11 protein-coding genes are annotated in these 14,660 nt (G+C 46.4%); 2 read left to right on the forward strand and 9 right to left on the reverse strand.

Features of this window, described 5'->3' with window-relative positions:
* Positions 1 to 237 precede the first annotated feature (237 nt).
* Positions 238 to 1,728, forward strand: coding sequence for an adenylate/guanylate cyclase domain-containing protein (locus VNM22_03470; protein ID HWP46199.1), 1,491 nt, complete (start codon positions 238 to 240; stop codon positions 1,726 to 1,728).
* Positions 1,729 to 1,753: 25 nt separating this feature from the next.
* Here VNM22_03470 and metH read toward each other — a convergent pair whose 3' ends face one another.
* From metH to VNM22_03515, 9 genes are all read right to left on the reverse strand, one after another.
* On the reverse strand, positions 1,754 to 5,554 hold the full coding sequence (gene metH, locus VNM22_03475; protein HWP46200.1) for a methionine synthase: 3,801 nt from the start codon (positions 5,552 to 5,554) through the stop codon (positions 1,754 to 1,756).
* Positions 5,555 to 5,719: 165 nt separating this feature from the next.
* Positions 5,720 to 6,832: a hypothetical protein gene (locus VNM22_03480; GenBank protein ID HWP46201.1), complete on the reverse strand. Its 1,113-nt coding sequence runs from the start codon at positions 6,830 to 6,832 to the stop codon at positions 5,720 to 5,722.
* A 96-nt stretch (positions 6,833 to 6,928) separates the two neighbouring features.
* Entirely contained in the window at positions 6,929 to 7,408 is a 480-nt protein-coding gene (locus tag VNM22_03485) for a DUF3574 domain-containing protein (GenBank protein ID HWP46202.1), read from the reverse strand.
* A gap of 75 nt (positions 7,409 to 7,483) precedes the next feature.
* Complete coding sequence (locus tag VNM22_03490; protein HWP46203.1) at positions 7,484 to 8,404, reverse strand: ABC transporter substrate-binding protein; 921 nt, start codon at positions 8,402 to 8,404, stop codon at positions 7,484 to 7,486.
* A 309-nt stretch (positions 8,405 to 8,713) separates the two neighbouring features.
* The gene (locus VNM22_03495; protein HWP46204.1) at positions 8,714 to 9,478 is read right to left on the reverse strand and encodes an ABC transporter permease; all 765 of its coding nucleotides are present in this window, start codon (positions 9,476 to 9,478) and stop codon (positions 8,714 to 8,716) included.
* A complete protein-coding gene (locus VNM22_03500; GenBank protein ID HWP46205.1) occupies positions 9,462 to 10,253 on the reverse strand; it encodes an ABC transporter ATP-binding protein in 792 nt (263 codons plus the stop codon). Before VNM22_03500 ends, VNM22_03495 begins: the two co-directional genes overlap by 17 nt.
* Positions 10,250 to 11,713 carry an RNase adapter RapZ gene (locus VNM22_03505; GenBank protein ID HWP46206.1) on the reverse strand — a complete coding sequence of 488 codons (1,464 nt, stop codon included), beginning with the start codon at positions 11,711 to 11,713 and terminating at the stop codon, positions 10,250 to 10,252. The genes VNM22_03500 and VNM22_03505 overlap by 4 nt, the downstream gene beginning before the upstream one ends.
* Positions 11,714 to 12,076: 363 nt before the next feature.
* Complete coding sequence (locus VNM22_03510) at positions 12,077 to 12,364, reverse strand: DUF1330 domain-containing protein (protein HWP46207.1); 288 nt, start codon at positions 12,362 to 12,364, stop codon at positions 12,077 to 12,079.
* A 217-nt stretch (positions 12,365 to 12,581) separates the two neighbouring features.
* Entirely contained in the window at positions 12,582 to 13,532 is a 951-nt protein-coding gene (locus tag VNM22_03515; GenBank protein ID HWP46208.1) for a pyridoxal-phosphate dependent enzyme, read from the reverse strand.
* 421 nt (positions 13,533 to 13,953) lie between these two features.
* Here VNM22_03515 and VNM22_03520 point away from each other — a divergent pair, with 421 nt between their 5' ends.
* Positions 13,954 to 14,649, forward strand: coding sequence for a hypothetical protein (locus VNM22_03520; protein ID HWP46209.1), 696 nt, complete (start codon positions 13,954 to 13,956; stop codon positions 14,647 to 14,649).
* The last annotated feature ends 11 nt before the right edge of the window (positions 14,650 to 14,660 follow it).

Genomic DNA, 14,660 nt, shown 5'->3' on the forward strand with positions numbered 1-14,660 from the left:
AAAGATTTCTCCAGGTAAAACCAAAAGTTATACCTTTTCGATGGAGTGTTACGGTAAGAACCAGAATAGGAACGTAACCATCTATTAAGGCAAGGAGATTCTCTTGTCGCAAAGTTTATCCTGAGTGAGGGCAGCCGGCTCCCTACCCATGGCAACTTCAACCTCCCTATCCATGGAAAAGGTATTGGAAAGAAGGGAAATTTTTTAGAGTAACTCTGAAATGGAGAATCAGGAAACATGCCACGGTTAATTATTAAAGGACCCAATGATACGAAGACCGTCTTCATCCTGGATGAAGACATAATAACTATCGGTAAGGATGATCCTGAGGAAGGGATTCAAAATTCTATTCATCTCAGTGATGAAACGGTTTCTCGTCGACATGCCCGGATAATCCGGGAAGGGGAAGATTATTTTATCGAAGACTTGGAGAGTACAAATCACACCTTTGTTAACGGTAGAGAGATCAAGAAAGAAAGGTTAAAGCACGGGGATAGGATTATCATTGGCCTTACGGCTCTGGTATTTGAATCAGAAGAAACAGAATCCATTAAACCCTCCGACCTGATGGTTAAATTTCAAGACTTAGATAGAAGTAAGGTGTTAGACTTAAATTATTTGATTCTGCATCAGATCAGTGAAAAACTCGCAACCGTCAGAAATTTTCAAGAATTTTTAGAGTCTATTGTTGATACCATCTGGACAACGATCAAAGCCGATAAATGCTTGTTGCTCCTTGTAGACGATCAGGGAGAGTTTCGATGTTATGTAGTCAGGGGAGAAAATAATTTTTATAACAAAGCCATGGTGGAGAAAGTCAGGTACGAAAAGAGGGCTGTCTTGTGGTTCTCAGATCTTAGTTCTATCAAAATGGGTATAAAAACCCAGAAGTATCACTCAGCACCTTCCATGATGTGTGCACCGATCCTTAAGTATGATGAGATCATTGGAGTGATTTACTTAGAAGATTCTCAACCTGGAAAGTTTAATCGAAGTGAGGTCATCTTGTTAACTGCCATCAGCAATCATATTGCTTCCAGCATAGAGAAGATTATCTTGAGTGAGAGGATCAAGAAAGAAGTTACCCTTCGCAGTAGCCTGGAGCGTTTTTTACCTCCAATGCTAGCAACTGAGATAGCCAAAGTTAGTCTGGATACCGGAAAGCTGGCGATAAAAGCAGAAAAGGTCCTGGCAACGGTTTTATTTTCAGCTATTAAAGAATTCACTTCTCTCTGTAAAATACCGGAGCCTGCCGAATTGATGGAGCTTTTAAATGAATATTTTAAGATGATCAGGGAGATTATTTTTAAATATGAGGGGACCTTGGGTACCTGCACTGGAAATACGGTTACAGCCATGTTTGGAGTGCCTGAGGTTTATCCTGACAATGCAGAGAAAGCAGTATTAGCCGCCGTAGAGATACACGAAGAACAGAAAAAACTTAACGAGCGGCGAGATCCTAAAAAGAGGTTTGACCTTGGAATTGGAATTAACACCGGAGAGGTTATAACCGGTTATGTAGGATCAACGGAACGGATGGAATATGTTGTTTTTGGAGAGGCTGCGACCCTTGCAACTCACCTTGGATTGTTAGCAGGACCCCGAAGTATCTGGATAGGACAACAAGCCCATGAGATTGTCAAATCCCATTATGTTACGCAGTTTGTTGGAAAGATCCGGGTTTCCAAAGAGGAAACCGAACAGGAAGTCTATTGTATTTCGCTGTAAGCTGTAAACGGAACAGGTTCTTCATTTAAGCTTCTGCAGGATATCCCAGATTGGAAGACAACCACTTCTCCACTTCTTCTATACGCATTCCTTTTCGCCTCGCATAGGACGTAACCTGATCTCGATCGATTTTCCCAACTGTGAAATAACGGGCTTGAGGATGGGCAAAATACAACCCACTAACGCTGGCAGCCGGGAGCATAGCCCCATGTTCTGTCAGACGAATTCCTATCGAAGGAGCATCCAGCAATTCAAAGAGTTTAAATTTCTCCGAGTGATCCGGGCAAGCCGGATAGCCAAAGGCGGGACGGATACCCCGGTACTTTTCCTCGATGAGATCTTCGTAAGTAAGGTTTTCGGTCAATCCATAGCCCCAATCACAGCGTGCACGTTGGTGTAGATACTCCGCATAAGCTTCTGCGAGGCGATCTGCCAGGGCTTTGACCATGATGGCATGGTAATCATCCTGGTTCTTTTCATACTGTTTTACCAACTCGTCAACCCCTAAACCAGCTGTAACAGCGAAAGCTCCCAGATAGTCGGGAAGTCCACTTTCCAGTGGTGCGATATAATCTGCAAGGGAGAGATTGGGTTTACCTGGAGGTTGAGCCTGTTGTTGACGGAGCATGTTGAAGCGTATCAATTCCTTTGTTCGTGTTTCATCGGTATACAGGATAATATCGTTCTCTATGCTGTTGGCCGGCCAGAAGCCGTAAACTGCCCGAGCGGTTAATAGGTGCTCGTCGCTTAGTTTACGGAGAAGTTGTAGGGCGTTATGGTAGAGTTCTCGGGCTACCGGGCCGTATTCCGGATGATCCAGGATTTTTGGAAATTTTCCTTTTAGTTCCCAGGCTGTAAAAAAGAAAGTCCAGTCAATGTATCTGGCTATTTCGTCCAGGGGGACATCTTCCAGAACACGGCGACCCAGAAAGGAGGGAATCGCGATATCTTCCTTACGCCACTGGATTTTCAGTCGGTTGGCATAGGCTGTTTCGAAGGGTACCAGGGTTGTTTCTTTCTTTTTTCCATGGACCCTACGCAGGCGCTCTTGACTTTCCCGATTATCTTGCTCAAAGGCTTCTTTCTGTTTGGGATCCAGCAGGCTGGCCACGATACCTACCGCCCGTGAAGCGTCTATAACGTGGACAGTAGTTCCACTATATTCCGGTGCAATCTTTACTGCCGTATGTTGATTGCTGGTGGTTGCTCCACCGATTAACAGAGGGATTTTGAACCCCCGACGCTCCATTTCCTTGGCCACAAAGACCATTTCGTCCAGGGAAGGGGTAATCAATCCACTCAAGCCAATGATATCCGCTTTTTCATCGATAGCCGTCTGGAGGATTTTGTCACAGGGGACCATGACCCCCAGGTCAATAACTTTATAGTTATTACAACCCAACACAACCCCCACGATATTCTTACCGATATCATGGACATCCCCTTTGACCGTTGCCAGGACGATCTTACCTTGAGAAGAGGGACGCGGGGACGCGGGGATACGGGGACACGGGGATACTACAATTACCTCTTCGTCTCCGTGTCCTTCTTTCTCCCCTTCCATTTTGTTTCCGCGTCTCTTCGTCTCCGCGTCTCCGTGTCCTTCTTTCTCCGCTTCCATAAAAGGCTGTAGATAGGCCACCGCTTTTTTCATGACCCTGGCACTCTTAACCACCTGGGGTAAAAACATCTTTCCGGCACCGAAGAGGTCTCCGACGATCTTCATGCCGTTCATCAGGGGACCTTCAATGATATCCAGGGGTTTGGGGTACTTCTGTCGGGCTTCTTCCACGTCTGCTTCGATGAAGTCGATAATTCCGTTTACCAGGGCATGGGAGAGACGCTCCTCGACGCTTCCCTGTCGCCAGGAGAGGTCAATTTCTTTCTTTTGACCTTGCCCCTTAACCGTCTCGGCAAAGGCAATCATGCGCTCGGTGGCATCAGGTCGTCGGTTGAAGATAATGTCTTCCACATGCTCAAGGAGATCCTTGGGGATTTCTTCGTAGATTCCAATCTGACCGGCGTTGACAATCCCCATGTCCATGCCTGCGCGAATAGCATGATAAAGAAAGACCGTATGAATTGCTTCACGGACCAGGTTGTTACCACGAAAGGAGAAAGAGAGATTGCTTACTCCCCCACTTACCTTGGCGCCAGGACATGTTTGTTTGATGATTTTGGTAGCTTCGATGAAGTTGACGGCAAAGTTATTATGTTCCTCCATACCGGTGGCAATAGCCAGGATGTTGGGATCGAAAATAATATCCTCCGGATGGAAACCGACGTCTTGGGTGAGAAGTTTATAGGCCCGCTGGCAGATCTCCACCTTACGTTCAACCGTCTCGGCCTGTCCTGTTTCATCAAAGGCCATCACTACAACGCCAGCTCCATAACGCTTGATAAGACGGGCTTTTTTGATGAACTCCTCTTCTCCTTCCTTAAGACTGATGGAATTGACAATGGCTTTCCCCTGGACGCACTTCAATCCGGCCTCGATAACCGACCATTTAGAGCTATCGATCATGATAGGGAGACGTGCAATTTCAGGCTCGGTTGCAATGAGGTTAAGGAAAGTCGTCATGGCCTGCTCGGAATCCAGCATCCCTTCGTCCATATTGACATCGAGGATGTTTGCTCCACCCCGTACCTGATCCAGGGCTACTTCCAGAGCCGTGGTAAAATCACCGGCCTTGATCAGGCTGGCGAATCGACGTGAGCCTGTTACATTGGTTCGCTCCCCAATCATGATAAAATTACTATCCGGACGGATGGTCAGTGCCTCTAATCCACTGAATTGGGTATAACGTTCTTTAAACACCGGAACTTTCCGGGGTTTGATACCTTCCACGGCTCGGGCGATGGCCCGGATATGATCCGGCGTAGTGCCACAACAACCACCCAGGATATTGACAAAACCACTGGAAGCAAATTCTTGAAGAAATTGAGCGGTGGTCTCGGGTTGTTCCTCATATTCGCCAAAGGCATTGGGCAGACCCGCATTGGGATAGCAACTAATGTAAACCGGACTGATAGCCGAAAGTTCGGCCACATAAGGCCGCATATCCCGAGCTCCCAAAGCACAGTTGATTCCAACGCTAAAAGGTTCTGCATGGGCTATGGAGATCCAAAAAGCATCTATCGTCTGTCCCGACAGGGTTCTTCCACTTCGATCGGTAATGGTTACAGAGATCATGATGGGAAGCTTCACACCTTTTTCCTCGAATACTTCCTGGATGGCGACAATGGCTGCTTTGGCATTGAGGGTATCGAAAATGGTTTCGATAAGCAGAAGATCTACTCCCCCATCCATGAGCCCTCGAACCTGTTCGGCGTAAGCTTCTCGAAGTTTATCAAAGGTCAAAGCACGAAAAGCTGGATTATTCACATCCGGGGAGATAGACAGGGTACGGTTGGTGGGGCCTATAGAACCTGCGACAAAACGGGGTTTATTCGGAGTTCGCGTACTCCATTCTGCAGCGGCTTTTTTGGCCAGCCTGGCAGCTTGAACGTTTATTTCATAAACCAGCGACTCCAGACCATAGTCCGCCTGAGAAACAGCATTTGCATTGAAAGTATTTGTCTCGATGAGATCACTTCCGGCTTCCAGATAGGCCTGATGAATACCTTCGATAATATCAGGCCGGGTTAATACCAGCAAATCATTATCTCCCTTCAGATCCCGGGGATGGTCCTTAAAGCGTTCTCCACGATAATCGGCTTCTCCAAGTCGATAACGCTGGATCATGGTGCCCATAGCACCGTCCAAAATCAGGATACGCTCAGAAAGGAGTTGATGGAGTAGCTCCTGCAGATTTAAAACTGTCATACAAATTGAACTCCCTGGTACGACCTCTTCCGAATAGACCGATACTCGACCATACTGTCCGAGAATGACTTTTCGGATAATTTTATTCGTATTTTTTAAACCATGTTCTTTGGACAGGTAGTAAATAATGTAGGGTCCCAGACCTGATTCGTCAACCCGACTGTTTTACCGATAACGTTGGGCCAATGCCAACCGTTTCTCATAGGCTTCCCGGGCAATTTGTACATCTTCAAGGAAATGCGGAAGTTCTTTAAGCAGGAGGGCCTGAGGGCCGTCTACCAACGCTTTACTGGGTTCTGGATGGAAATCTACCAGGATCATGTTGGCACCGGCAATTACACCTTGGGCCGTTACATGCATGATATCCAGAATCCCGTTGGGGTCACTGCTTCGTAAACCCACAGAATGGGAAGGGTCAATACAGACAGGCATGCGGGTCAGGTGTTTCACAACAGGAACATGGGCGAAATCAACAAAGTTGCGATGGGGATCCCCCAGATTGGTTTTCATACCCCGCAGGCAGAAAACAACCTTGCGATTCCCTTCACTGGCCAAATATTCTGCTGCATTCAGGGATTCATCCAGGGTAATTCCGAATCCACGCTTGATCAATACCGGAAACTCCTGCTGGCGGCCAACTATTTTTAATAGCTCGAAGTTCTGAATATTGCGCGTTCCGATCTGTAGCATCACACCGGTCGGATTACCTGTCCGATAAAGAGCTTCACGAATCTCCATGACATGGGACTCATGGGTAACCTCCATGGCGATAACCTTAATTCCATATTTACCGGCCAACTCAAACACGTAAGGAAGGCACTTTCGACCATGTCCCTGGAACGAATAAGGGCTTGTACGCGGCTTGTAAGCCCCCATACGCGTACAAACCAGCCCGTTCTCATGGAGCGCTTTCATCATCATCTCAACATGCTCAGGGGTATCCACCGCACATAAGCCTGCAAAAATATTCAAATTATCCTGTCCGAAGCGTACCCCATTATAATAAAAATGGGTTGGACGGTCGTCATCCTTGTGTCGACCCAAAATCCGGTATTCTTCAGAAACCCGCACTACTTTCTCTACACCGGGAAGACTTTTCATGTAATCCGTGGAAAGCGATTTGGTGTTACCGATCAGATAAACCTCGGTCAATAACTGTTCGGTTCCCTGTACGGTATGAACCCGGATCTGTATATTTTGAAGATTCGCCAGAGCACTCATTAATTGTTTATATTCTTCCCTTTCAGGAGTTATGTTAGGTGTCAGGATAAGGATCATAGTTCTCTAAAATGGTTAAATGAAGTCGTAGTCTTACCTTCATCCACCGGACAACGGTTTATATCTTCTTGATTTAAGTTACTTTCCGTGTTTAATCTAAAACGATACTCCGACAGGAGTCGTTACACGGAGAACGGATTCTTGTTGAAAGAGTTGTTTGTAGCTGGATCGAATCGCTTCAATGGAAGCATCCATTTCTTTACTGTTTTCATAGAGCAAAATAACTACCTTTGATTTCTCTTTGGCAACTTCCCCGGATGAGGTCTGATATTGCCCATCTGCATTTAGGACGGTTAACCCTTCTTTGAATTTAGGAGTTATATACTCGTCCAAAAACTTCTGCCATTCGGTTTCGGAAATAACTCCCCCATCGGGCTTGGAAAGACCGAAGATAAGCTCCGTTTTGACAAGGAGCTTTCCGTAAAGCGGAATATTCGTTTCGGGGAATTGATCCGATTGTCGAGGAGCAGGACGACCGGTTTTCGCAGTTGCACAGGCGGTAATATTAAACAGAATGAGTACGAAAAGAATAAAATGAAAACTTTTGTAAGTTAGGTTGATTGGATAGGTTTTCATAGAATTCCTTTATCAATCGAGGACGATTGACTTACTTGTTATTAGAGAAGCTGAGAGTTGGAGACTCAGCCGACTCTATTTTGGTACCCGATCTACAAAGTAATTGGTATAGGTTTTCGAAAGATCAATACGAGCCTGTGCAACCTGCTCATCAAACAGAGAGAGAACGGTAAGGACTGTTTGCGAGGCGGTTTTTGGAAAATGGCCATCTGGTGAAAACATGGACAGTGAGTTGGCCAGAGCTTTCAGGTAGAGATCCTTATCTCCGGCAAAGTAGGATTCTGGAAGTACTTGTGCGATCTCCTCTGGACTTTTGCCCTGCATCCAACGGAGACCTTGAACAAAGGCATTTACCAGCCGCTGGGTAGTTTCAGGGTAACGCTCTATGAAGTCCCGCCTGGTATAGAGCGTAGCAAAGGGATACTCGCCCCCGTAAATATCCCGGGTACCTTGTTCCGTTCGGGTATCGACCATGATTTTAATCAGACCGCGATTCTCCAGAACAGTTATCGTGGGATCCACATTGGCCAGAGCGTCGACCTGTTTATGTTCTACCGCTGCTATGACGGTGTTACCCTGGCCTATGCCGATAACCGAAATGTCTGTAGGTTTTAATCCTTGTTTACTCAAAAGATAGTTGATGAAAAAGTGCGTAGAAGACCCAGGGGCCGTAACCCCAACTTTCATTCCTTTGAGGTCACTCACTTGTTTTACACGGTCGGCCAAGTCGCTTCGTACGCCCAGTACAAGTCCAGGATATCGTCCAAGCAAAACAACTGCCGTTACTTCCTTCTCTCTGGCCTGCATTTGGATCGTGTGATCGTAACCTCCCACGACTACATCTGCCGAGCCGCCTATAAGGGCCTGGAGAGCTTTACCACCTCCCTGGACATCCTGGATTTCTACTTGAAGTCCTTCTTCTTTGAAAAAACCTTTTTGTTCTACCACGGTAAGGGGCAGGTAAAGAATCCCTATCTTGCCCCCCACCGCCAGCACAACCCTGTCCTTTTCTAAGCCGAGGGAAACCGATGGAATCAACAGGCAAAGGGGGAAAGATAAAAGGCAAAGAACCAAAGGAAAAAGGAGAAAGGAGGAGGGCGGAAGAAAAAAGGCAAAAATTTTTGATATTTTTGTCCTTTGTTCCCGGATTGCCTGGGTCTTCGATTCTTTGAGCCTTTTTAGGTTTTGTTCTTTATCTCTTACCTTTCTGTTTATTTTTTGTCGTTTCATGGTTTTGACTCCCGGGTTTTTTATTCATTTTATTTAACTTTGGCTTTTTGTTCTTTATTTCTTACCTTCCCTTTCTTAAGTTTCGGAGGGTCGCCAGGCTAATATACGTCGTTCCACTTGATTTACAACCGAGTCCAGGATTAAAACAAACCCAACCAGCAGGGTCATTCCTGCAAAGACTCCCGTTGTGTCAAACACACCTTCAGCCTGGGCGATGAGGTAACCCAGGCCTGCCGAGGATCCCAGGTATTCGCCTACCACCGCTCCCACCACGGCAAAACCGATGGAAGATCGGAGGCTTGAAATAATCCAGCCTGCCGTTGAAGGGAGATAAACATGTCGGAGGAGTTGGGATCGTGAGGCTCCCAACATGCGTGCATTGGCCAGTATGACGGGGTTAACTTCACGGATACCTTGATAGGTATTAAAAAAGGCCAGGAAGAAAACCAGGGTCACCCCCAGGGCCACTTTAGAAATCATTCCCAATCCAAACCACAAGGTAAAGATCGGAGCAAGGACTACACGCGGAATGGCATTGAAAGCTTTAATATAAGGTTCCAGTACTCTGAGAGCCTTGGGTGCCAGTGCTAACCAGAGTCCAATCCCTATCCCCAACCCGGTACCTATAACAAAGGCAAAAAGGGTTTCAATGAAGGTTATGGAGAGATGGCGATAGATATCCCCTTTTAACAGCCATTCCGCCAGGCGCAGAAAGATAGATGAAGGGGTGGAGAAGAAAAATGCGTCTGCGATCTTAGCCTGCACCAGCCCTTCCCAGACAAAGAGGCTTCCAACAAAGAGGCCGATTTGATAAAGATGGAGTTTAGAGATTTTGGGCATAACTTTTAAGTACCTCGCCTCGCAAAATATGCCATATTTCACGGTGAATTTCCAGGAATTTATCCGTCAATCGAATTTCGGCTACATCCCGAGGACGGGATAAGGGGATGGTAAACTCACCCATAAGCTTTGATGCCGGTCCGGCGGATAGTACGATCACGCGATCTGCCAGGGCTACAGCTTCTTCCAGGTCGTGGGTAACGAAAAGAACCGATTTCCGGTCTTCTTGCCACAGTCGAAGCAACTCGTTCTCCATCAGGTTCCGAGTCTGAACATCCAAAGCCGAGAAAGGTTCATCCATTAATAAAATTTTGGGATTGAGAATCAAAATCTGGGCCAGTCCAACCCGCTTCTTCATGCCACCTGATAATTGATGGGGGTAATAGTTCTCAAATCCTTTAAGCCCTACCTTTGCCAGCCATTCCCTGGCCCGTTGGCGGGCTTCTTGAACAGGAACCTGTCGAAAGATCAACCCAAGGGCGACGTTGTCCAAAGCGGTTTTCCAGGGCAGAAGGGCATCTTGCTGAAAGAGATATCCAACCCATCGGTTTAATCCTTTCGTCGGCTCTTTGAAGGTTCGGATCTCACCTGAAGTAGGCAGGAGGAGACCTGCAACCACGCTTAAAAGCGTGCTTTTACCACAGCCCGTAGGTCCAACAATGGCTACAAACTCGCCCTCTCCTACCTCAAAGCTTATATTTTCTACAGCCGTATAGCCTCCAAAACGGACGGTGATTCCTTCGAGCTGAACAGCAGATTTGTTAAGACTGATCATCCGATTTTTTCCAACTCTCGATGCCGTAGCTCTACATTTATATCGTATTTTTCCCTCAGGTGTTTAGCCAGGCATTCGGCCGAGTATACAGAACGATGCTGTCCCCCGGTACATCCGAAGCAGACCGTCAAACTGGTGAAATTTCGAGAGATAAAGGTCTCTACGGCGGCGTCTACCAGAGCAAAACAGTGTTTCAGAAACTCCTCTACTGCCGGAATATTTTTCAAATAGGCGATAACTTCGGCATCTCGACCGGTCTTTTGTTGATAAGCTGCTTCACGCCCGGGATTTGGAAGATATCGACAATCAAAAACAAATCCCCCACCGGTCCCCGTTTCATCCAAAGGAATACCGGAAGATAGGTACGAGAAGCTAAAAATTCGAACGGTCAGCCTGTTTTCCGAAGGATTCTTTTTGTCTTTGTCCAGGGTAGAAACGATAGAATGAAGGACTGTTGTTAGTTCTGGCAAATCAACGGGGAGTTGATGGGTGTAAAGGAAATGTTTAAGATTTTGTACAGCCTCCGGGATACTCAGGAGAAACCCGGATTTTCGCTGGTAGAGTCCTCGAAACCCATAAGCCCCCAGGGTTTGCATCATTCTGATTAAAACAAAACCGTGATAGTATCGGATGAAGGCGTTCCGATCCACGGGGATATAGCTTTCCAGGGCACTTAGATATTCCGTGAGTAGTCGTTGACGTACTTCTTCAGGGATTTGAGCTCTGGCCTGATTCAGGAGCGAGGCAATATCGTATTGCAAGGCTCCCCGACGTCCTCCCTGGTAATCGATGAAAAACGGCTCGTAGGGGGTGCCTGAATGATCTTTTGGGTCCGGTGTTCCAGCTCTTAGCAGGATATTTCTAGATTGAAAATCCCGGTATAAAAAATAGGGACCCCCGGCTTCCACAAGGAAATCGGCCAGTTTTTGGAAGTCATCTTCAAGCTTTTGTTCGTTAAAGGGGATCCCTGCCAGTTTCAGGAAATGGTACTTGAAGTAGTTAAGATCCCAGATCATGGACTGGCGATCATAGGTAGATCGAGGGTAACAGACTTCGTAATTAAGATCTTTTCCTCCTTCGATTTGAAATTTAGGTAGAATTCGAACAACTTTTTTATAAATTGCTTCAATTTCAACGGGAAAATCGTCCGGTCCCCTTCGGGCCCTGGCCAATGCATCGAAGAGCGTTAAATCGCCCAGGTCTTCTTCTAGATAAATCCCATGGTCAAGATCTTCTGTATAGATTTCAGGAACCGGTAAGCCTATTTTCTTAAAATGCCGGGAGAATTCCAGAAAAGCGATATTCTCGGCCCGATCGGCGTTAGCAACTCCGATAGCAGAACGGGTCACACCGGCTAATCGGTAAATTTTTCGATCCGAGCCGTGGGCCTTGAGCGGGGTAACGATCCTGACCATCTCTTTGAAATAAGACTGAAATAGTTCGATCAGTTTCTTTTCCACTTACTTTTCAAATAACTTACCCGTCTAAAGAACCAACCAGAGAGTTAAAGATTTTTATCATTTGACCTCCATATCCTTTACCTGCTTTATAGAATCATGATAAAAGAAATTATCTTCAAAAGCAAGGAAAAAGCAGAATGGGTATCTGTATCGATTTAGTAGGCGGAAAAAGAAACATCCCCCTGGCCCCCCTCCAGGGGGGACTGACAGGGAGTTGCTGCTGCTGAATCCCCCCTGGAGGGGGGCCAGGGGGATGTTCAGACAGAAAAAGTGACACCTACTAAAGGGTTACAGTTACGCAGAATGGTTTTAAGTTTACCCCGCCCTATCTTTAAGTAGAAGATTCTCCCCTCAACAGGGGTTTTAAACCCCTTCAACCATAATCACATTACCTGTTGAGGCCTTTTGGCGGATCTCTCTGGCTTTGGTATACTCGGGTGAGTTATACCACTGTTTAGCCCGCTCCACACTTTCAAATTCTAGCACAACCAGACGCTGAGGTTGCCAATTCCCCTCCAGGGTTTCGACTTTACCTCCGCGTATGATAAATCTGCCTCCATATTTTTCAAGGGTTGGCGGAACAAGTTTTCGGTATTCTTCGTACAATGTGGGATCGGTAATATGGATTTGTGCAATTACATAGGCTGCCATTTTAACCTCCTTGCTGTTCGGTTACAAAAAAACAAGGTTATACCTTTAGTACACTGTTTACTTGGTTTTGCTTGACTTTTAACGGCCCTCACCCTCCCCCCTTCCATCCCCCCGTGGACAGGGGGGGACTTGGGAAGTTAACCCGGAGATCCTCCAACTCCCCTCTCCCACAGCGTGGGAGAAGCCTCCCTGGTTTTATTATTGGCCCCATGTTTTGTCAGGACCTCCAGGGTAATCGATCCAGATCCACGTTTCCCCCCGATAGAATAATACCGATACGTTTGCCGGTAAGGTCTATTTTTCTTTCAAACAGGGCTCCTACAGGGACTGCCGCAGAAGGTTCAATGATGATTTTCATACGTTCCCAGACATGCCGCATACCCATGATAATAGCCTTTTCACTGACCGTTACAATTTTTTGGACGTATTTCTGAAGGATAGCGAAAGTCAGATCACCCAGGGAGGTAAGTAAACCATCGGCTATGGTGTGGGGTTGGACCGAGGGAACGATTCGGCCTTCCTGGAGGGATCGGTAAGCGTCGTCTGCACCTTCCGGCTCGGCACCTATCACTTGAGTGGTTGGAGAAAGCTCCGATACGACAATGGCCGTTCCGCTTAAAAGTCCTCCACCTCCTACGGGAGTCATGATAACATCCAATTTTGGGACTTCAGCCAATAGCTCCAGTGCGGCTGTTCCTTGACCGGCTATAACCCGGGGATCGTTATATGGATGTATAAAGGTCGCACCTGTTTCTTCAACGATCTTAGTCAGGGTAGCTTCCCGGGCAGCCAGAGTTGGTTCACAGAAGACAATTTTTCCTCCATAACCTGCCACGGCAGCTTTTTTAACTTCAGGAGCGGTCCTCGGCATCACAATAAAGGCGGGGATTCCACGCCTTTGAGCAGCCAGTGCAAGTGCAGCCGCATGGTTCCCCGAAGAGTGGGTAGCAACTCCTCGCCGTGCTTCGCTTTCAGATAAAGATAAAACCGCATTACAGGCACCTCGAAACTTAAAAGCTCCTGCCTTTTGAAAATTTTCACATTTGAAAAACAGATCTGCCTGGACCATATGATTCAGGCTAGAAGAAGTAAACACCGGAGTTCGGTGTATGTAAGGCTTAATACGTTCGGCGGCCTGCTGAATTTCGATTAAAGTTGGATAAGTCATTTTATCACGAATTAAGGGTTCAGATCCAGAACAAAATCAAACCATCGGTAAAAAATAAAATATCAATCCGTAAAACTACCGGTAGGTTTACTATAAGATAGGCGTTTACGTCAAGAAAAATCCCCTTTTCTCCCGGATTTACCCTCAAGCGATCCTTTCATCTTTTGAGTTCCCAGAGTTTCTTCCGGTTTTGGAATAGGATGGTGGAAGGATTTATAGCTACCCCGCCGGGTCTAAAAGATCTGAAACGGTGTCTCCAACTTATGGAGGAAATTCAAGGAACAATCTTCCTTGACACAGATAGGAAGTTTAGTAAACTTCTTATAGATCGGGGAACCCTTTTAAACCCCCTAGATGTTGAGATTTTCAAAACCTCAGCGGGTTTATGCATTTTGAAAGATTCTCTAAACCGACTAACCTTATGTTTAAATCGTGGATTCTTCTGTTCCTTGTGGGAAGTCTGGTTTTTCTCAATCCATTTTTCACCTACCCGGAAGTCTTTTCGGAGGATCTGATAACTTCCCTGCCCAAAATCCTGGATGGATTAAGCGAGTCGATACGGAAAGTCCGTTGTGATACAGCCATCCGGCGGGAAGAGGTTTTATATGCAACCGTTGAAAACCCCGAAGAGTTTAAGTGTCTAGAACTTTATCTGGAAATGTTTGGGGGGATGAAAGCTGAGGAATATCTGGGATATATTCTGGAAATTCAAGGAAAGCGCTACGGCCAGGAAATGACGATAGGCTTCAAGGAAGGAGATTTATTTCTCGGGCGGAAGACTCCCAAGCTGTTCCCCCAACTCTATGCCTTACGCATCCGCTTCTCCCCCTCTGGCAAAGAGGTGATCCAACACTTAAGTGATAAATATATTGAGCTTATGGCCTTCCGCTTTGATCAGGTTCCTAAGCGGATCAAACAAGAATCATTAGGAGAAAGTCTCTTGTACGAACAATTTCTCCAATATGAAGATGTCTTCTCAGAAGATGGAAAGACCACCTATACGAATTCTATTGTTCGGATTTCAACCGAAGATACCGTTATGATTCTGAGTGGAATTGATCTGAGTGAAGAGGTCTGGAAGGAAATTCTGACTGGGGTTATGAAATCTAAAAGGTAAGACCACTGGGC

Source organism: Candidatus Limnocylindrales bacterium, from assembly GCA_035559535.1.
Lineage (GTDB): Bacteria > Moduliflexota > Moduliflexia > Moduliflexales > JAUQPW01 > JAUQPW01.